The sequence below is a fragment of the Carnobacteriaceae bacterium zg-C25 genome (assembly GCA_017945845.1).
Taxonomy (GTDB): Bacteria; Bacillota; Bacilli; order Lactobacillales; family Aerococcaceae; genus WM01.
This window is the reverse complement of sequence record CP072828.1, coordinates 161762-181239: the sequence shown is the minus strand read 5'-3', so window position 1 is coordinate 181239 and position 19478 is coordinate 161762. Positions and strand designations below refer to the sequence as shown.

General features: G+C 37.7%; 19 protein-coding genes. 3 read left to right on the top strand and 16 right to left on the bottom strand.

Translation table 11 applies throughout. From position 1 onward, the window contains the following. Positions 1 to 3 precede the first annotated feature (3 nt). Positions 4 to 597 carry an ECF transporter S component gene (locus J7S27_00930; protein ID QTU83121.1) on the top strand — a complete coding sequence of 198 codons (594 nt, stop codon included), beginning with the start codon at positions 4 to 6 and terminating at the stop codon, positions 595 to 597. A gap of 277 nt (positions 598 to 874) precedes the next feature. Here J7S27_00930 and J7S27_00925 read toward each other — a convergent pair whose 3' ends face one another. Both J7S27_00925 and murA read right to left on the bottom strand, forming a co-directional pair. Next, positions 875 to 1099 (bottom strand): DNA-directed RNA polymerase subunit beta, encoded by a 225-nt coding sequence (locus tag J7S27_00925; GenBank protein QTU83120.1) that lies wholly within the window; start codon positions 1097 to 1099, stop codon positions 875 to 877. Between the two features lie 14 nt (positions 1100 to 1113). After that, the gene (murA, locus tag J7S27_00920; protein ID QTU83119.1) at positions 1114 to 2412 is read right to left on the bottom strand and encodes a UDP-N-acetylglucosamine 1-carboxyvinyltransferase; all 1299 of its coding nucleotides are present in this window, start codon (positions 2410 to 2412) and stop codon (positions 1114 to 1116) included. Positions 2413 to 2587: 175 nt separating this feature from the next. On the opposite strand from murA, the gene J7S27_00915 reads away from it, so the two are divergent. Together J7S27_00915 and J7S27_00910 are read left to right on the top strand one after the other, a co-directional pair. Next, a complete protein-coding gene (locus J7S27_00915) occupies positions 2588 to 3526 on the top strand; it encodes a biotin--[acetyl-CoA-carboxylase] ligase (protein QTU83118.1) in 939 nt (312 codons plus the stop codon). Positions 3527 to 3536: 10 nt separating this feature from the next. Continuing rightward, the gene (locus tag J7S27_00910; protein ID QTU83117.1) at positions 3537 to 4022 is read left to right on the top strand and encodes a biotin transporter BioY; all 486 of its coding nucleotides are present in this window, start codon (positions 3537 to 3539) and stop codon (positions 4020 to 4022) included. A gap of 219 nt (positions 4023 to 4241) precedes the next feature. Here the strand turns inward: J7S27_00910 and fba are convergent, their stop codons facing one another. The 14 genes from fba to J7S27_00840 form a co-directional block, all read right to left on the bottom strand. Next, entirely contained in the window at positions 4242 to 5099 is an 858-nt protein-coding gene (gene fba / locus J7S27_00905) for a class II fructose-1,6-bisphosphate aldolase (protein QTU83116.1), read from the bottom strand. A 168-nt stretch (positions 5100 to 5267) separates the two neighbouring features. Next, complete coding sequence (locus tag J7S27_00900; protein ID QTU83115.1) at positions 5268 to 6275, bottom strand: acyltransferase family protein; 1008 nt, start codon at positions 6273 to 6275, stop codon at positions 5268 to 5270. 11 nt (positions 6276 to 6286) lie between these two features. Further along, positions 6287 to 8233: a hypothetical protein gene (locus tag J7S27_00895; GenBank protein QTU83114.1), complete on the bottom strand. Its 1947-nt coding sequence runs from the start codon at positions 8231 to 8233 to the stop codon at positions 6287 to 6289. Between the two features lie 8 nt (positions 8234 to 8241). Beyond that, positions 8242 to 9177, bottom strand: a complete 936-nt coding sequence (locus J7S27_00890; GenBank protein ID QTU83113.1) for a glycosyltransferase — start codon at positions 9175 to 9177, stop codon at positions 8242 to 8244. 90 nt (positions 9178 to 9267) lie between these two features. Next, positions 9268 to 10113, bottom strand: a complete 846-nt coding sequence (rfbD, locus tag J7S27_00885) for a dTDP-4-dehydrorhamnose reductase (GenBank protein ID QTU83112.1) — start codon at positions 10111 to 10113, stop codon at positions 9268 to 9270. Between the two features lie 11 nt (positions 10114 to 10124). Then, positions 10125 to 11162 carry a dTDP-glucose 4,6-dehydratase gene (gene rfbB, locus J7S27_00880; protein ID QTU83111.1) on the bottom strand — a complete coding sequence of 346 codons (1038 nt, stop codon included), beginning with the start codon at positions 11160 to 11162 and terminating at the stop codon, positions 10125 to 10127. Positions 11163 to 11170: 8 nt separating this feature from the next. Beyond that, on the bottom strand, positions 11171 to 11764 hold the full coding sequence (locus tag J7S27_00875; protein ID QTU83110.1) for a dTDP-4-dehydrorhamnose 3,5-epimerase family protein: 594 nt from the start codon (positions 11762 to 11764) through the stop codon (positions 11171 to 11173). A gap of 1 nt (position 11765) precedes the next feature. After that, complete coding sequence (gene rfbA / locus J7S27_00870; GenBank protein QTU83109.1) at positions 11766 to 12632, bottom strand: glucose-1-phosphate thymidylyltransferase RfbA; 867 nt, start codon at positions 12630 to 12632, stop codon at positions 11766 to 11768. Between the two features lie 10 nt (positions 12633 to 12642). Next, a complete protein-coding gene (locus tag J7S27_00865) occupies positions 12643 to 13608 on the bottom strand; it encodes a glycosyltransferase (GenBank protein ID QTU83108.1) in 966 nt (321 codons plus the stop codon). Continuing rightward, complete coding sequence (locus J7S27_00860) at positions 13601 to 14728, bottom strand: glycosyltransferase (protein QTU83107.1); 1128 nt, start codon at positions 14726 to 14728, stop codon at positions 13601 to 13603. Before J7S27_00860 ends, J7S27_00865 begins: the two co-directional genes overlap by 8 nt. Positions 14729 to 14875: 147 nt before the next feature. After that, positions 14876 to 15733, bottom strand: a complete 858-nt coding sequence (locus J7S27_00855; protein ID QTU83106.1) for a LysM peptidoglycan-binding domain-containing protein — start codon at positions 15731 to 15733, stop codon at positions 14876 to 14878. A gap of 308 nt (positions 15734 to 16041) precedes the next feature. Further along, positions 16042 to 16524, bottom strand: coding sequence for a SprT family protein (locus tag J7S27_00850; protein ID QTU83105.1), 483 nt, complete (start codon positions 16522 to 16524; stop codon positions 16042 to 16044). Then, positions 16517 to 18688, bottom strand: coding sequence for an RNA-binding transcriptional accessory protein (locus J7S27_00845; protein ID QTU83104.1), 2172 nt, complete (start codon positions 18686 to 18688; stop codon positions 16517 to 16519). The genes J7S27_00850 and J7S27_00845 overlap by 8 nt, the downstream gene beginning before the upstream one ends. 28 nt (positions 18689 to 18716) lie before the next feature. Further along, positions 18717 to 19478 carry a metallophosphoesterase gene (locus tag J7S27_00840; protein ID QTU83103.1) on the bottom strand — a complete coding sequence of 254 codons (762 nt, stop codon included), beginning with the start codon at positions 19476 to 19478 and terminating at the stop codon, positions 18717 to 18719.

The window sequence follows — 19478 nt, the reverse complement described above, 5'->3', positions numbered from 1 at the left end:
TTTATGAACAATAAAAAAATATCGGTACGCGATTTAACAATTTTAGGCGTATTTACAGCATTAGTTATTTTACAAACATTTACACCTTATTTAGGTTATATTCGTTTCGGCTTTGTCGACATTACCATTATTCACGTGACAGTTATTATTGCCGCTACATTGTTAGGCTGGAAAAAAGGTGCGATTATTGGTGGTGTATGGGGAATTTCCTCACTTGCTTACGCTTATGCATCTGCAGGTATTTTAAACCCACTATTTTACAATCCTTTAATTTCTGTAGTGCCACGTATTTTAGTCGGTCTAGTCGCTGGCGCAACATTCGTCTTATTAAAAAAACGCTTAAATCAACATATTAGTGCCGGTATTGCTGGTGTCGTTGGTACATTAACAAATACGATTTTGGTGCTTGGTGCCATGTATACATTTGGTTACTCATTTTTAGCAGACACTTTACATTTAAGTGGTGGTGTCGGGGATCCTGTATTAACCTTTATTTTATCATTGGTGACAACAAATACATTGTTTGAGGTACTTATTGCTGCAGTTGTTGTACCAGCAATTGTCAATCCTTTAAAACGATTGATGACTAACAATTAAATCATTTATTCAATAGGGTTGATGGCATAAGCCATCACCCCTTAGACTGTTGACAACTTAAACTGTCAACAGTCTTTTTTCGTACCAGACGTTAAGTTGTACGGCTTATGCCATCAACCCTAATTTGTTATTTAATCGTTATACGTTCAATCAAATGTAGAACGCTTTTTATGCCACACCAAAACTGTCTATATGATGTATGCCTTATTTTTAAAAGCACATAGCCGTTGGGAAATATCCCAACGGCTATTAGTGTCTGCAGTTTTCAACACATCATTTATTTTAAAAATTTTAAAATGTATTCCCATGTTTTCCAGTCTAAAACATCGAATGCGTTACCGTCGCCTAAAACAGAATAACCAATCATCATTCCGACGACAAAACACACTAGCGCCATAGCTAATATTAAGACGATATAAAACAACACTTTAAGCACATTGTTTTCAATAAATGTAAATCGTGCAGATTTTACAACTTGAAATGATCCTTCCTCTTTAGACATAGGTAATCCCCTTTCTAAACAAATAACTGATTTAACTCATCACGTGTTAGTTCATTTTTCACACGGACGATATTAGCGCCAAGTGCTTTTAATTTCTCATGGAATTGATAATAACCGCGATCTAAATAGTCTAATTTAACGACTTGTGTATATCCGTTGGCACGTAATCCAGCTAATACTAATGCGGCGGCTGCACGCAAGTCACTTGCTGCAACTGTTGCACCTTGTAATGTATGTGATGGGCGCATAAATACGGTATTGCCATCAATCGAAAAGTCAGCATTCATTCGACGCAATTCTTCAAAATGCATGAAGCGGTTTTCAAATACGGTTTCACTCATTGATGTTTCTTTATTCGACAATAGTTGCGCTATTGTCATTTGCGCTTGCATATCGGTTGGAAAACCCGGGTGTGGCATCGTTTTAACACTTGTACCTTTTAGTGTTTGAGGACCTTTAACTTGAATTCCCCACTGTTTTTCTTCAAACAGAACACCCATTTCTTGTAATTTAGAAATTAGCGGTTTATTATGGCTCATCATGGCATCTTCAATAAAAATATCGCCACCTGTAATCGCTGCCGCCACCATAAACGTACCCGTTTCAATACGGTCCGGGATAATGTAGTGCGATGCACCAGTCAACGCTTCAACACCTTCGATACGAATTGTATCCGTTCCTGCTCCGTAAATACGTGCACCCATTTTGTTTAAGACAATCGCTAAATCGACAATTTCTGGTTCACGTGCAGCATTTTCAATAACGGATGTCCCTTCAGCCAATGTGGCTGCCATCATAATGTTTTGTGTTGCACCAACACTTGGGAAATCTAAATAAATTTTAGCACCTTTTAATTTTTCAGCACGCGCTTCAACAAATCCTGCATCTAATGTAATTTCAGCACCTAACGCCTCTAAACCTTTTAAATGCAAATCAATTGGTCGTGTACCAATGGCACACCCTCCTGGCATGGATACTTTAGCATACCCTTTACGCGCTAAAATCGGACCCATAACAACAATTGACGCACGCATTTTGCTCACATATTCAAACGGAGCCACTGTAGCGATATCTTTTGTCGCATCAATCTCCATTGTATTTGTACTTTCATCAAAGGCAATCTCAATATTTATTGCGCGCAATACGTCATTCATCAAGTGGACATCTGATAAAACAGGGACGTTTGCTAAATTCATTTTACCCGTCTGCGCCAAAATACTTGCTGCCAAAATCGGTAAAACGGCATTTTTTGCACCTTCCACTTTTACTCGACCTTGTAATTTTTGACCACCTTTAACAATAATTCGTTCCATATTCTCTCCAATAACTTTCATGTAATACGCCTATTATACCATAAACCTGTTAGAGTGAAATGTATTTGTTTGCTTTCAGTTGTTTGGACGTCACCCACTTTTACGTCACCCGTTTTCGTTAAAGGTTGACGATGTAACCAAACTATGTTACGATACGCTCATCTTAGGAGGGACTATGTCGACAAAAGCACATGTTTTACACGCTTTACAACACACATCTGTTTTATCTGGTGCACAACTTGCCAAGCAATTAAACCTTTCGCGAAATGCGGTGTGGAAAGCGATTCAATCACTAATTAAGGACGGCTTTACGATTGAAAGTACACCAACAGGCTACCAATTGCACCATCAACCACAAACGCTAAACGCAACGCGCATTGAAAGTGCATTTTTAAACGATCCTGTTTTTGTGTACGATACGATTGACTCAACAAACACACAAGCTAAATTACATGCCGATACACTTTCTCATCGCGGTGTTTTTGTTGCAAATGCACAATCGGCTGGGCGAGGAAGATATGGCCGTTCGTTTTATTCTCCATTAGGCAGTGGATTATATATTAGTGTACTTTATCCAGCAAAACGCATACAACAGCATTTGCAACTGATTACCCCATTAGTTGCAGCGGCTCTTCATAACGCCATTCAAACACAACTCGGCATTACTGTCGGCATTAAATGGGTTAACGATTTATTTTTAAATAATAAAAAAGTCGCGGGCATTTTGACCGAAGCGATATTTAGCATGGAAGCTGGGCAAGTCGATAAAGTCATTATCGGTATGGGCGTCAATGTGACTAAACCGGCAAGTGTACCCGATGAATTACAATCCATTATCGGTTATTTGACGAATGATTCGGTTGATATGAACGCTTTAGCCATTGAAATTGTACAAAATGTATTCGATTTGTTGGATCGTTTACCCGACACCTCATTTATGCGTACATACAAAGAACAATCGATTGTCTTACATCAGCCGATTACCATACACTATCCAACACACAGTATACAAGGTGTTGCCATTGATATTAACGATGACGGCCATTTAATTGTCCAAACCGACACCAACGATAGATTAACATTACAACATGGCGAAGTCTCAATTCGTCTATAACTGGAGCTTTATGAAAACAAAAGACATGACCATCACAGCACTTTTTAGTGTTCTCTTATTTTTAAGTAGTTTTTTCAAATTACCCATTGGACCTGTTCCCGTAACAACGCAAATATTTTTTGTATTGGTCATCGGGCTTCTGTTACGTCCAAAGTTAGCATTTTTAAGCACGTTAATTAGTTTACTATTACAATGCATTTTTTCCATGGCGTATGCGTCCTTAACATTTGGCTTTGTAATTGGTTTTGTGATTTCCGCTACGGTTATTTCGCTACTGACGACAAATTGCCCAACAACGATACGTTCTATCGTTTCTGTTAGTATTGGAACATTAGTGATTTATATTTGTGGCACTCTCTACTTTCATCACATGTTACCGTCTAAAACATTATTAGACGTCATTACATTAACGACCACTCCATTTTTAATGGGTGATTTCATAAAAGCCATTTTAGCAATCGCTATGGCAAAGACATTACGAAAAATTTACCGTTAACTCAATAAACTAATGACAACGGTTTTATATTTTATTGATACTAATTTATGATATCCCTGTGCGACACCTGTGTTGCTTCTTTCATATTTCGTATGTGTCACACACAAAAAAGAAATCTATTTATTGGTACATAATTTTTAAGGTTGATGGATTGTGCCATCAACCTTATTTAATATCACATATTTTTATGCACAAAAAAAGACCCGAAGGTCTTTTTTGTTAGGCTTTGTTTGTTGAACCAAAGATGTCCATGATTTCTTTAGTTGTTTTCACGATTGCATCAAAACCTGGTTTGATGACTTTACGTGGGTCGTAAACTTTAGCATCAGTTGCTAATTTTTCACGAACTGCAGCAGTCCATTGTTGTTGCAACTCTGTGTTTACGTTAATTTTAGCATGTCCACGTTCAATTGCTTTTTTGATTTGGTATTCTGGAATACCTGAACCACCGTGTAATACTAATGGTGCGTTTGTAGCTTCTGAAATAGCTAACATTTCATCAAAACCTAATACAGGCTCACCTGCATATGTTCCGTGAACTGAACCTAAAGCCGCTGCTAAAGCGTCGATACCTGCTTCAGAAACCATGCGTTTGCACTCTTCTAAGTCAGCGTATTGTACACCACCGATAACACCGTCTTCTTCTCCACCAACAGTACCAACTTCTGCTTCTACAGATGCTCCTTTAGCGTGAGCGTAAGCAACTACTTCTTTTGTTAAAGCGATGTTTTCATCGATTGGATAGTGTGAGTGGTCGTACATTACTGATGAGAAACCTGCATCGATATATTCTTTACATACTTCTACTGATGAACCGTGGTCTAAGTGTAATGCTACAGGAACAGTAATGTCCATTGTTTCTAATAATGCATTTACCATAGCTGAAACAACTTTAGCACCACCCATATATTTACCAGCACCTTCAGAAACACCTAAAATAATTGGTGATTTTGCTTCTTGTGCAGCAGTTAAAACAGCTTGTGTCCACTCTAAGTTGTTAATGTTGAATTGACCAACTGCATATTTTCCTTCTTTAGCTTGTTGTAACATGTTTGTCATGCTTACTAAACGACTCATAAGAATCCTCCTAAATTTTCGTAACTTTGTTACTTTTTTAACGTTTCCTATTTTATCAAATTTTAGCCGTATTGGCTACTCATGCACATCTAATTTTCTGAAAACCATTTATTTTTTTATAATATTTTCGTGAAAAATCTTCATAAACTTATCCAATACTTTTCAAAATTACACAATTTTCTTTAATACAGGAATTTTTTGAATGATAAAAACGATTAGCCATGATACTAGAAATACCGTAATTGTCCAAATCACTTTTTCAAAAAGAGATGCCATCGTAATATGATTGATATATAACAGGCGCAATACAAACCAATGGATTAAATAAATACCAAACGTTTGCTTTTCAAATAATTGCGTAACTTTTACAATTGCAGATGGTATCTTTGCATAACGAATGGCTGTAAATATCGCTACAGCATATAAAACAGACGGTAAATTGATATACCCTTTAACGTTCATGATAAGTGTATTGGCATCAACAGATAGCTTATACGTCCCATAAAAATGAATCAATAAACCAACAGCGCCTAAAGCATATATCATCAATCTTTTTATTTTTTCAATCGGATAGTGCGCAATATAAAACCCTGCTACGACAAAAAACAAATACCCTGACATGGCTACAACTGGAAAATTTGATACAGCAATATTCGTCAATTTATAAATAAACTCCGATAAAACATTGAATATAAACGTGCTCAACAACAAATACTCGAACGTTTGTTTACGTTTTGATGCATCGATACTTGCAAATAGCGGAATACTTAAATATACCGAAAACAAGACAGGAAAATACCAAAAAAACTGATTGTATTCTGATAATAAAAACCCATTAATCCACTGTTTAATGGTCTGTCCTTCAAAGCGTTGTGGCATATTCAATCTTATGAAAAACCACGCTAAACTACTCCATGCAACAAACGGAATCATCGTTCTCATAACACGTTTTTTTAAAAATACTTTTGTCGAATACTTTTCTTGATAATTTAATAATGTCGCTCCTGAAATCATAAAAAATATAGGAACGGCAAAATAAAATACCGACTCAATCAAATTTGCAAAGTGCCATGAACGTGTATTTGAAAAATGCCAAAAATTATCGTTCACATGTAAAGCGATCACCGCAAAGCTAGATAAGACATTCAATACACTTAAATAATTTTTCTTTTGCATTGTCCCTCCTACTAATCAATCAATTCATAAATGGAAAATCCATTTACATTCCCTTTCAATCGTACACTCGCCTTATTTTGAACCAATTCACTCAACTGACGTTGTGTCAGGACGTATCGAACATTCATTTTTCTCAAGTGTGTTGTGTTCATAACTGCTGTAAAACTATCCGGTAACGTTAAATTAAAGCCCACTTGATCAATCGAATCGTCTATTTTTAAATGAATATGTGCGTAACGATTATAAATGGGACGATACATAGACAGCGGATCAAACTGTGCCCAACGGTCAACATTAGGATACACATTGGTTACATTCACACTTGGTACACCGGCTAATAATGGAATATTGCTATACGGATACATCAAATCATCCACTACCCACACACCCGGTTGCTCTTTATGAATTTGTTTCATTGTTTTAATGAGCGCATTATCGTCAATCACACGCGTCCCTTGACGTACGGGATTGACCATCGCACCAAAAAATAAACTCGTAAGTGATAGACTGATGAATAAATGGCTAATTTTACGATGTAACACAAATGAATAAATAACGTACAACACGACAAAAGCAATCAACGCAGCGATAAGCATGAATAGCATTTGAAGAGAGTGTTCTACACCAAACGCAGACAAATCAAAATAGTCGTGATGTAAAATAAGAGCCAGTACTATCGCAACAGAAGCTACCAGCGCACTATACCATTTCACTTCATCTCGGTTTAATTGCCACTCTAACGCTAATGAACGTATGAGCATCATAATCGCAACAATACCAAATGGTGCAACAACTCGCACACCAAACGAATACGATAACAATGTGGCTTTAGCTAAAATTTCAGGGAATCCAAATGTAATGTATACCCAGAAAAATGCATTAAGTACAGCCAATATGATAAGTAACTTATCTTTTGTTTTTTTCCAAACGTAAGCACTTAAAACAAGGGTAAGCGGTAAACAATCGTACATGACATCCATTCCACGCTCCCATGACAGACCTGTTAACGTATAAAAGATTGAAAACGGTGAATCGAATAAAATGTGTCCCCAATGACCCCCTGTTTCAACACGCTTGCCGGGGTAATCGGTATTCAATACGGCAGAGAGTGTATCTTTTGACTGCCATAACACCACCCCCACAGATACAAGCATTAAAATAAAGGCACCAAGTAATATCGCGGTATCCTTTTTCCACGACCAGACGGCATTTTTGAGGTTATCCCAGATAACGAAAACGATTAACGCAATCATGACGTACGCTACGGGTACTTGCCAAGCTGGATAGAACGTTAAGATGTAGACGCCTCCGCACCACGCCAACGCTAACGCTAAATAAAGGCGTGTTGTATAGTGCGTCGTTTTGAAATAGTGGTAAAACAACACCACAGCCATGCTACTTGTCGAGAGCATTTCAACTAAACCATTGACGGCAAACCACCATTGAACAACAGGTGAAAACGTCATTAAAACGGCCAAAAGGCAGGCTAACTTACGATTTTGTTTAGCAATAATTAACCCTAATTCAAATACGCTCATAAATAGCCAAACGGTACGAAACACCCAGAAAAACGATAATCCACGTTCCAAGCCAAATAATAAGTATCCCATATGTGCCGGTCTAAAGATTGCCCCAAAGTGTAAGACGGGTTGACCGTAGACGATAAACATATCTGTGGCAGTTGCCCGAACACTTTCATTAAAGTAAGGAAACGCCACGTCCTGTGCTGCTTGTGAAAAAGCAAGCGGGGTGAACGTCGCCCATTCATCCGAACGAATGGCACGACTTGTTCCTAATAAAACGTTGTCTAATTCACTTTGACCGATGTAATTGGACCATATCCCAATGGATGATCCGTTTAATGATAACGCAACACCGACGATAATTACCATTAGCGCAATGGCATAGCGATATTTGAAGATGAATTCTAATAAAGATTGTCGAGTAACTTTTTGCATTTACTCACCTATCTTTCTTTTGACTGAACAACTTGATTGAGTAATATTTCAAAGGATTGTCGTTCAGATTTACTTTGTGTATCTAAAATAATGCCGACAGAAAATGACAATAGCGTCAACACCATAAACACACCAGAAATCACGAGAGTTGGCAACTTTTCAACGAAACCAGTTCGTGTAAATTCAAAGAAAATCGGAAAAAACGTGACACTTGCCAAAATTAAAAATAGCAACGAAATAGATGAGAAAAACAACGCCGGTCTGTAGTATTTAAATAAACTGACAATCGTTTTCAATACTTTAAAACCATCTGAAAAAGTGTTCAATTTTGACTCACTACCTTCCGGACGGTCGCGATAATTGACCGGAATTTCTTTAATGTAAAAATTACGGTCTACCGCAAAAATACTCATTTCTGTTTCAATTTCAAATCCTTTAGATAGTACCGGGAACGTTTTGACAAACTCGTAACTAAATGCGCGATACCCCGTCATAATATCTTGTACATTAGATTTAAAAATTGTATTAATTAAACGACGAACTAATACATTCCCAAAGTTATGGAAAGGACGCTTATTTTCAGTAAAATACGTGGAAGACAGACGGTCTCCGACAACCATATCCGCACCTTCATTTAAAACAGCATCTACTAACTTGCGCGCATCTTCTGCTGGATAGGTATCATCACCATCAATCATTAAGTAACATTCTGCATGCACTTGTCGAAACATGGAACGAATCACATTCCCTTTACCTTGACGATATTCATGACGCACAATGGCACCAGCTTGTTGAGCAATTTTCACCGTGTTATCCGTTGAATTATTATCGTACACATAAATTGTTGCTTCAGGAAGTGCTTGTTTATAATCTGATACCACCTTAGCAATCGTTTGCTCTTCGTTATAACACGGAATCAGCACCGCAATTTTATCTTTTATCATGATGTATCTCTCTTTATTGTTTGTTGTAATCCGCTTCATTGTAGCATAAAACCCTTGTAAAGTTAAGACTTACAAGGGTTTACACACTTTCTATTCACTTAAAAATTTTGCTAACGCTTCTTGCCACGTTGGAATAATAAATCCCGTTGCTTTCGCTTTGCTTAAATCCATAACGGAATGTTTCGGACGATTGGCTTTTTGTGGAAATTCATCTGACGTTACCGGTAAAACTACTACCGCTTCATCTTTTAAAATCTCTTTGGCAAACTCATACCACGAACAACTGTTGTCATTTGACAAATGGTACGTGCCGTACTCACATTCGTTTTCAACAACATACACCATAAATTCCGCTAACGTACGCGTCCATGTTGGTCGTCCCACTTGATCACTGACAATCGTCAACGTATCTCGAACCTTCGCTAAATTTTGCATCGTATACACAAAATTTTTACCGAACCGACCAAACACCCATGACGTACGAATGATGTAATGGCTTTCTACCACATCGCGAACGGCCTCTTCACCTTCAAATTTCGTCAACCCATACTCACTTTGAGGGTTTGGTGTGTCGTTTACAGTATATTCCTCTTGTTTTGTGCCATCAAAAACATAATCTGTACTAATATAAACCAATTTAGCATTTACAAATTGTGCAGCATTTGCCAAGTAACGCGTGCCATCCACATTAATTAAACGGCATAATGCCTTACCTTCGTCCTCCGCCATATCGACTGCCGTATACGCGGCGCAGTGATAAATAACGCTTGGTTTTAATTCGCTAATGTATTGATTAACCAATACTTCATTTGTAATGTCTAACGTGTCCACATCAGCTGCCACAAATTCAATATTTTTTTCTTTTAAATATTTTTGCAATTCTTGTCCTAACTGTCCGTTAGCACCAGTAATTAATACTGTCATCGTTTTCCTCATTTTCTAGCAGATTACTGCCCTTTACTTGCATAAAATTGTTCTACTTTAGCTTTTTCATTTTGCCAATATTCTGGATAGTTTTGATACCATGCAATTGTATCCGCTAAGCCAGATTTAAAATCAGTAAATTGCGGTACCCAGCCTAATTCTTGACGTAATTTTGTAGCATCAATCGCATAACGCAAATCATGTCCCGCACGATCTGTCACATGATCATACGCATCTTTAGGTTGACCCATTAATTCTAAAATTAATTCAATCACATCTTTATTCGTTTCTTCGCCATCAGCACCGATTAAATACGTTTCGCCAATACGCCCTTTTGTTAAAATTGTCCATACGGCACTAGAATGATCATTCGTATGAATCCAGTCACGAACGTTTTTCCCTTCACCATATAATTTCGGACGAATACCCGATAAAACATTCGTAATTTGACGTGGAATAAATTTTTCAATGTGTTGATATGGTCCGTAGTTATTTGAACAGTTTGAAATGGTTGCTTGTAACCCAAACGAACGCACCCACGCTTTTACTAAAAGATCGGAACCCGCTTTTGTTGATGAGTAGGGACTTGACGGATTATACGGCGTTTCAGCAGTAAACTTCTCACCCGGACCATCGCCACCAAACTCTAAATCTTCTCGAAGCGGTAAATCGCCATACACTTCATCCGTTGAAACGTGGTGGAAACGCTTGTTGTGTTTTCGACACGCTTCAATTAATGTATACGTTCCAATAATATTAGTATGTAAAAACGGTGAAGGGTCGTTTAATGAATTATCATTATGTGATTCTGCCGCATAATGCACTACTGCATCGACTTGTTGTACCAATTCGTCTACAAGTGTTGCATCTGCAATATCGCCTACGACTAAATGAACACGCTCTGTATCCAATCCTTTTAAATTGTCACGATTACCAGCATACGTTAATTTATCTAAAACGGTAATCGTTATATTGGGAAAATTATTGTAAACGTAATGCACAAAGTTAGAGCCGATAAATCCTGCTCCACCCGTTACCATAATGTGTTTAAACTGCGTCATACGCCCTCCTATAAATCTTCTTTTCTCAATGGTTTAACATCTTTTAATAACGGATGTAATTTATCCGCGTCTGAAACTTCCGCATTTTCTAAATCGTGCCACTGCACATTTAATTGTGGGTCGGCATAATTCACAAAAGCGTATTTCGGTTTTAATTCTAACGCCCAATAGTCATTGACTAAATAACTGTAGGAAACGGTCTCGGATAACACTTGAAATCCATTAGCTACACCACGCGGCACAAATACACCGACACTGGCATCGATTTCGGTTTGATACACATTACCAAACGTTTCGCCTTCACGCAAATCAACCCATGTACCTAAAACTTTTCCACCATCGGCTACAGAAATGTATTTATCCCATGGTTCAGCATGCAACCCGCGCAATACATTTTTACGCGAAAAGCTGACATTATTTTGTAATTTGTCGGCGTCAAAAAATGATTCTGGAAACCCAAGCGGTATCATTTTTTCTTTTTGAAAATTTTCTTTAAACCATCCTCGATTATCGCCATGCACTGGAATATCGAATTGAATGAATCCGGGAATTTGTGGAATGGGTTTGGCACTTAACGTTTTACCAAAAAATTGTTCACTCATCTTATTCTCCAATTAACCGTAGTAAATATTGTCCATATTCATTTTTCTTCAACGGCTGCGCTAATTCACGCACTTGTTCTTTTGTAATGTAGCCCATACGGTACGCTACTTCTTCTAAACACGCCACTTTTAAATTTTGGCGTTTTTCAACAGTCTCAATAAATGTCGATGCTTCTAATAATGATTCATGCGTTCCCGTATCTAACCACGCAAAACCACGTCCCAACAACTCAACATCTAATTCACCACGCTCTAAATACACTTTATTCACATCGGTAATTTCTAGCTCGCCACGTGGAGACGGTTTAATGTTTTTCGCAATTTCAACGACTTGATTATCGTAAAAATACAGACCCGTTACGGCATATTGACTTTTCGGCTGAATCGGTTTTTCTTCAATCGATAAAGCTTTCATGTTTTCGTCAAACTCTACCACACCAAAACGTTCTGGATCATGCACGTGATACCCAAACACTGTCGCACCTTTTTCTTTTTTGGCAACACGTTGCACCATACGTGAAAAGCCATCACCATAATAAATGTTATCGCCTAAAATTAACGCAACAGAGTCATCTCCAATAAACTCTTCCCCTAAAATGAACGCTTGCGCCAATCCATCCGGACTTTCTTGGACTTTATACGAAATATTAACACCTAATTCGTGCCCATCTCCAAAAAGTTGTTCAAATCGTGGCGTGTCGGTTGGTGTCGAAATAATTAAAATATCTCGAATGCCCGCCAACATCAAGATTGACATTGGATAGTAAATCATCGGTTTGTCATAAATTGGCATCAATTGTTTTGATACCGCACGCGTCAACGGATATAACCGCGTCCCACTTCCCCCAGCTAAAATAATTCCTTTCATCTGTATACTCCTACTGTTTAATTTTTCGAATGACTTTGTTTGCCCATTTTTTCGGCAATAAGCGCACCACCGTTTCAAATTTCGCCAACTGCGCGTCCTCTTTTCTAAACGATTTTAACGCACGATACGTCGATGCACTCGGCTTTTTAAACCAATCTATCCGCGCTTGAATACTCTTCAATTCCGCTTCTAACACTTCTTTTTGTTGTGGTGTCAAGGGCAATACATCAAATAAAGTGCTTAACTTATCATATTCTTTCACTAACTTATTTGGCACATAATCTTCAATGTTTTCTACACCGTATAAACGAGTGCTACCAATTTGATTATCGCCATGCAAACGATACTGTACCAAACTTTCTTTAATACATGTGATTTTCCCAGATAGACTGGCGTGTAACGCTAACCAATGGTCGTGCACGTATTCACTGTGAAATGGCATTGCTTGTTTAGCAACCGCACTATCCATTAATAAACTGCATCCCGTTACACAGTTACGGCGCACAAAAAAGGAAAATAAATTTTCGCCTTCCACCATTTCAATACGTGGATTGTATTCGCTAAACCGTTCTGAAATGACATCATTTTGTGCATTAATGACACGTAAATGACTATACACTAAACGACTTTGTGTGTGTTCAATCGTTATCACTTGTTTTTCAATTTTATCTGTTTCCCATATATCGTCTTGATCACAGTACGCAACATAATCGCCTTGTGCCAACTGGGTTAAACGCTCAAACGTTTTTGTACTACCTAAATTTTGTGCATTGGCAAATAAAATATACGGTTTATTTGTTAATTCTTGTTGTACTAACTTAGAAATGGATGCATATTCTTTTTCATTAGCAGAATCATCGCAAATATAAATGCGCATTTTATTATACGTCTGATCATTTAAACTCCGTAATTGTTGTTTTAAAAACGTCATATTCGGATAATATACTGCCAATAAAACGGCAACTTCTTTATTCATTACAAATCCTTTCTAAATACATGTCTATTTTTTCGTTATATTTGCGTGGCGATAATTTTTCGGTATACACCTTTCTTGCGCGCTGTTTCATCAATAAAACATCTTGATATTGTAACTGACAAATCGCTTCAACACCTTGATCAATACTTTCAATATTGATACCTGCGCCATATTCGTCAACCCACTTAGCCGTATCGTGATTAACCGTATTTAACAATGGTAACCCACCATTAAAATAATCAATACTTTTAAGCGTTAAACCGATATATACACTTTCTTTTAAAATGTTAATGCCAAAAGCACAACGGTTAAAAATCTTTTGTTTTTCTGTGTTGTCGTATACATTTCCATAATCTACGACATCAACACCAATAGCGCGCATTTGATGGAGCCAATAGTCTTTTTTTTCTCCATTTCCAATAACGTGTAACGTCACACGACGACGTTCAACGAGTTTTTGAAAAAATTGTGTAATGCGTTCAATATCAATAATGTTATTAATCGATCCTAAATAACAAATATGAAGCCCTTCTTCTTGGGAAAATTGAATCGGCAACGTATTTTCTTCTTGATACGGGTGTAACGTTCCTACCGCTTTGTTGCCAAGTTGTTGCAGTCGATTCGTAAATAATTCACATTCTGCCAACACTAAATTGGCACGGCGTAATCCACGTGTACGTAGTTGCTCCCAAATTTTAAACGGTAACGCTAATATTGGCCTTAACCGGTTATTCGGAAACGTTTCTGGCCACATATCAAACACGTCAAAAATCACTTTAGTTTGTGGAAACTGCCGTTTATATTTCGCTATAAAATGTGCCATAAAATTTGGTGGCACCATAGCATAAATCACATCGGGTTTTTCTTGTAAAAGTTGCTTATAAATCGCTTTTGCAAATTGATAGTGTGAATAAATCCGTTGAAACGATATATTTTTATAATACGGTATCACACGTATTTGTTTGGCATTAGGGACATTCAATTGATAATGTTGGCGATTCATCGTATCGTAGTCGCCCGTTAAATATAAAACGTTATACCCTTTTTGCTCAAAAAAATGCATCACTGATTTAATACGCAAATCATAATAATTAAATTTACTTACGCAAACAACTTTCATGTTTTCTTCCTGTACATTTTGACATAGTTTGCTCTATTATACCATTTTTCAATGAAAAATAGTGAATATTTTCGTAAGTGTGCGCTATCTGGCACAAATGATACCATCAAAACAAAAAAGCACCGAATGTGATCGGTGCTCTATTCATTAACGAACATAAACATCATAGTGATTACCGTAAGTTCCACGGTCATACACTTTACCTTGATAACCAAAAGGTGTATCAATAATTGTACCTAACGGTGCGCTACTTGCTAAAACAATGTAGCCATCTTTATCGGCAACATACCCGTCAGCGTTCACGTGACGACCAGGGATACGTAACCCACCACCAGGCAATACGCTTTGTGAATAATAGGTAAATTTCAAACTATTCCAATTAATAACACCTAAAAACATAAAACGATTCAACGTATATAGTTTTGGTGAACGCGATGTAGCCACCACTTCTTGCGTTTTTGCTACTGCAGGTGTTGCTTGAGATTGGGCTGGTGCCTTTTGTTGCGTAGCAGCTGCTTGAGTTGTCGTTTCAACAACACTTGACGCAGAAGCGATCGACGTTTCATCAGAAGGTTTGTGTTGTTGTGTTTGTATCGTTTGTTGCGTTTTTTCTTCTTTTGAAACGTTTACTTTTTCTCCACTTTTCGCATCAAAGCTATTAACGGTTAAACCGTCAGAAACCGATACGACATTGCGGTCTTTATTAAAAGAAAGGATAGCATTTTCATCAATTAGAGAGAAATTTGAAATCGCATTGATGCTAGCTAAATGTTCCATAGAAATATTTGTTGCTTTTGATAGTGCGTATAAAGTATCGCCCCATTTTACAGTATAACTACTGTTTCCGTTTTTTGCGTTGTTTAATAAATCTGTTTTAATTTCTTCAACCGAACGAGGTGACCAGTCTCTTAAGCCTTGGGCAAATACAGTTGGTTTTGTCACCATCCATAACATTGCACCGACTAATACCAATACAATGCCAACGGTTAATTTTACTTTTTTCATGTTTTTTGTTTTTCTCCATTTCTTGAATAATCTTTATTCAATTTGTAATAAAACACAACACAGTGTGGCTTAACCACGGAAAAATCGTATCATACTAAACCCCCACTTTTTGTAAAGTAAACGTTTTCTTTTATATACCTTTAACCATTTTGTTATATAAAAAGCCTTTTGTTACACGTTTGTTATTTTTGTTACGGTTTCGAAACGAAAAACAGAACATTTATCCCATAAAAAAACAGTATATAAAACGTCAAATTCAACACGTTTTACACACTGTTTCAGTCGTATTTTAAGGTTACAAAAGCAACCTATTTTATTTGTTTATACTGATGTGCCTGTATCAATTGCAACCTTCCTTTACACTTTCCACAGGCAAAACGTTGCGTATCGATACGTCTATTTCGATGAAATTTTTGGGCACACGATAGACATTGGTAAGTGTATTTAGCTGTTTTTTCGCGATGATTCCCCCACGATACAAACCGTGTACCACCCACTTTTTTGAGCAGTTTTTTGAAATCATCGTCTCCATGCCGATACCCTAATCCAAGTAAATGTAAATGATAATGACACAATTCATGTTTAATGACTGCATCAAATTGGTCGATACCTAATAACGTTAAGACGTCCGGATTAAAATCTAAATGATGTGTTTTTAAATGGTACCGTCCACCTGTTGTTTTTAAACGTGTATTCCATGTGGCAATATGCATAAACGGTCGATGAAACCACTCTAGCGAAATGGCTTCTACACGTTGTTGCAACCACTCTTGAGAGTATAACTTACTCATTTGGCCCTACCATCGTTAAACTAATTCGATTTTTAGTGACATCTACTTGATCAATCCATACGGTAACAATATCTCCAACACTTACAACATCACTGGCACGTTTGACAAAGCGCTCGCTCATTTTTGACAAATGCACTAACCCGTCTTGTTTCACACCAATATCAACAAACGCACCGAAATCGACAACATTGCGCACTGTCCCTTGTAGCTTCATACCGACCGTTAAATCTTCCATACTCAAGACATCACTTCTTAACAAAGGCGCTGCAATCGCATCTCTGACATCACGACCCGGTTTTTCTAACGCTTCTAAAATATCTTTAATTGTCTCTTTACCTAACCCTGTTAATTCTACGGCACGTTCTACACTCATCGCCTTAATTTTATCTTGCACATCCGCTTGACCTAGCGATTCCGCCGTAACGCCCATGACGCGCAACAATTCTTTTGTTTGGACGTACACCTCGGGGTGAATCGCCGTATTATCCAATACATTGTCTCCTCCAGATACACGTAAAAATCCTACCGCTTGCTCAAATGCTTTTGGGCCTAGTCGTGGCACTTTTTTCAACTCTTGTCGGTTGTTGAAAGTGCCATGTTCATCACGGTAAGCGACAATATTCGTAGCAATTGTTTTATTTAAACCTGAAACTCGTTGCAATAATGCACTGCTGGCGGTATTTAAATTGACGCCTACCGCATTGACCACATCTTCAACAACAGCATCCAACTGCACTTCCAATTGTTTTTGCGATACATCGTGTTGGTACTGTCCAACACCTACCGATTTCGGATCAATTTTAATCAATTCGGCTAACGGATCTTGCAATCGACGCGCAATGCTGACCGCACTGCGTTCTTCAACTTGAAAATCAGGAAATTCCGCACGCGCGACATCACTTGCCGAATAAACCGACGCCCCTGCTTCATTCACAATGACATAATGCACCGTCTGTTTCAACTGCTTAATGTTTTCCGCAACAAAAATTTCCGACTCTCGACTCGCCGTCCCATTTCCAATCGCGACCATACGCACATCGTATTTCTCGATAAGACGTTTAAATTTAACGCTTGCTTCCTCACGTTGTTTCGCATTCGCGGGTTTGTGCGGATAAATCACACCTTTATCTAAAACACGTCCCGTTGCATCCACAATCGCCAATTTACAACCCGTACGATAAGCCGGATCTAACCCTAAAACAACTTTTTCTTTCATCGGTGGCTGCAACAATAAGTTTTTTAAGTTTTCAGCAAATACATGAATGGCTTGTGTATCAGCAAGTTCTGTCAATTCCGAACGAATCTCACGCTCAATGCTCGGGAAAATAAACCGTTTGTAACTATCTTCATACGCTTTTGCGACATATTCACTCGTCAACGTCTCTTTTTTTATGAGTTTTTTAGCAAAATACGCCATTACTTTTTCACTTGGTAATGTTATCGCTACTTTTAACACATCTTCTTTTTCGCCACGATTCATCGCTAACGTTTGATGTGGTTTCATCAATTTCAACGGTTGAGCAAATTCGTAATAGTGACTATAAACGCCCTTTTCATCTTTATCCGCATTTTTTACACTCGATTCAACAACGGCATGCTGATTGGCAAATCGTCTAATCCATTCCCGATATTTCGGTTCATCTGAAATCATTTCAGCCATAATTTCATGCGCACCTTGTAACGCATCTTCAACGGATAAGACTTCTTTTTCGGCATTAATGAACGTTTCGGCAAATGCTTCGACATCTTCCATCGACCCATTCATTAAAAATTGCGCCAATGGCGTTAAGCCTTTTTCTTTAGCAATCGTGGCTTTTGTCCGTTTCTTTTGTTTAAATGGACGATAAATATCTTCCAACTGTTGCATTTTTTCTGCGCGATCAATAGCTTCTTTAATGTCAATCGTTAATTTTTCTTGTTCATCAATCAAACGCAAAACATCGTCTTTACGTTTCATCAACGCCGCTTGCAATTGATACGTTTCATCAATTTCACGAATCGCCACTTCATCAAGCGCACCTGTCATCTCTTTTCGATAACGCGCAATAAAGGGGACAGTATTCCCTTCTTGCAATAAGTTTAATACCGTTTCTACCGCCTTAGGTGAAATGCCTTTTAAAAGTTTAATCGTGTGTTGTAACGTTTGTTCTTGATACGTTGTCATGTATTCTCCTCATAGAAAAATGCTGAGTTTATTCAGCATTTTCTTCTGTATTCATATTGTCATATTTTTCAAATTTATGTTGGGGATTAAAAATTTGATAATCCGCTTCGATACTATCTTTATCCATTACCAAACCGTGTAGAGCCCCTTGATACACGGCACCACCATCAATCCCAATTTTATGTTGATGATACCAAATTCCCGTATTAAACAAGTTACCATGCAACCCTTGAACAGGTGTATGTCCAAACACAATATGTTTATTTGTGGTGTTTTGTGCATGATGAAAGGCTTCGCGAATCCATATGAAATCGCGTCTACTTGTCTCGTGCCAATCTTCTAGCAACAAATTGATACCCGCATGGACACAAATCACATGCTCCGTTTCGTAATACAACGGCAATTGTTGGAAAAAGGAAACAATATCCGGATAGCGACTTTTAATCATGGCTGCCATTTCAACGGGTGATTCTTCATCAAATACACCGACATACAATAAACTTTCGATGGTAGCTTGCCCCCCATTACGCAAATACCAATCCATTTTTTCTTCCGGTGCATCTAACCATTGTAAAAAAATATCTTCATGATTTCCCGTTAAACAAATGGCATTTTTTTCTTCAACTAACTGTTTAACCGTATATATTGTCGCTTTTGCCGAAGGTCCTCTATCAATTAAATCACCTAAAAAAACAATTTGGTGCTCATCTTCATCAACTAATTTTAATAATTTCAATAATAAATCATGCTCAGCGTGCACGTCACTAATAATAAATAACTTTTTATCCAT

What these genes read in the sequence shown, in the direction of transcription:
- J7S27_00930 (QTU83121.1), top strand. Translation starts at nt 4, where the DNA reads ATGAACAATAAAAAAATATCGGTACGCGATTTAACAATTTTAGGCGTA.
- J7S27_00925 (QTU83120.1), bottom strand. Translation starts at nt 1,099, where the DNA reads ATGTCTAAAGAGGAAGGATCATTTCAAGTTGTAAAATCTGCACGATTT.
- murA (QTU83119.1), bottom strand. Translation starts at nt 2,412, where the DNA reads ATGGAACGAATTATTGTTAAAGGTGGTCAAAAATTACAAGGTCGAGTA.
- J7S27_00915 (QTU83118.1), top strand. Translation starts at nt 2,588, where the DNA reads ATGTCGACAAAAGCACATGTTTTACACGCTTTACAACACACATCTGTT.
- J7S27_00910 (QTU83117.1), top strand. Translation starts at nt 3,537, where the DNA reads ATGAAAACAAAAGACATGACCATCACAGCACTTTTTAGTGTTCTCTTA.
- fba (QTU83116.1), bottom strand. Translation starts at nt 5,099, where the DNA reads ATGAGTCGTTTAGTAAGCATGACAAACATGTTACAACAAGCTAAAGAA.
- J7S27_00900 (QTU83115.1), bottom strand. Translation starts at nt 6,275, where the DNA reads ATGCAAAAGAAAAATTATTTAAGTGTATTGAATGTCTTATCTAGCTTT.
- J7S27_00895 (QTU83114.1), bottom strand. Translation starts at nt 8,233, where the DNA reads ATGCAAAAAGTTACTCGACAATCTTTATTAGAATTCATCTTCAAATAT.
- J7S27_00890 (QTU83113.1), bottom strand. Translation starts at nt 9,177, where the DNA reads ATGATAAAAGATAAAATTGCGGTGCTGATTCCGTGTTATAACGAAGAG.
- rfbD (QTU83112.1), bottom strand. Translation starts at nt 10,113, where the DNA reads ATGAGGAAAACGATGACAGTATTAATTACTGGTGCTAACGGACAGTTA.
- rfbB (QTU83111.1), bottom strand. Translation starts at nt 11,162, where the DNA reads ATGACGCAGTTTAAACACATTATGGTAACGGGTGGAGCAGGATTTATC.
- J7S27_00875 (QTU83110.1), bottom strand. Translation starts at nt 11,764, where the DNA reads ATGAGTGAACAATTTTTTGGTAAAACGTTAAGTGCCAAACCCATTCCA.
- rfbA (QTU83109.1), bottom strand. Translation starts at nt 12,632, where the DNA reads ATGAAAGGAATTATTTTAGCTGGGGGAAGTGGGACGCGGTTATATCCG.
- J7S27_00865 (QTU83108.1), bottom strand. Translation starts at nt 13,608, where the DNA reads ATGAATAAAGAAGTTGCCGTTTTATTGGCAGTATATTATCCGAATATG.
- J7S27_00860 (QTU83107.1), bottom strand. Translation starts at nt 14,728, where the DNA reads ATGAAAGTTGTTTGCGTAAGTAAATTTAATTATTATGATTTGCGTATT.
- J7S27_00855 (QTU83106.1), bottom strand. Translation starts at nt 15,733, where the DNA reads ATGAAAAAAGTAAAATTAACCGTTGGCATTGTATTGGTATTAGTCGGT.
- J7S27_00850 (QTU83105.1), bottom strand. Translation starts at nt 16,524, where the DNA reads ATGAGTAAGTTATACTCTCAAGAGTGGTTGCAACAACGTGTAGAAGCC.
- J7S27_00845 (QTU83104.1), bottom strand. Translation starts at nt 18,688, where the DNA reads ATGACAACGTATCAAGAACAAACGTTACAACACACGATTAAACTTTTA.
- J7S27_00840 (QTU83103.1), bottom strand. Translation starts at nt 19,478, where the DNA reads ATGGATAAAAAGTTATTTATTATTAGTGACGTGCACGCTGAGCATGAT.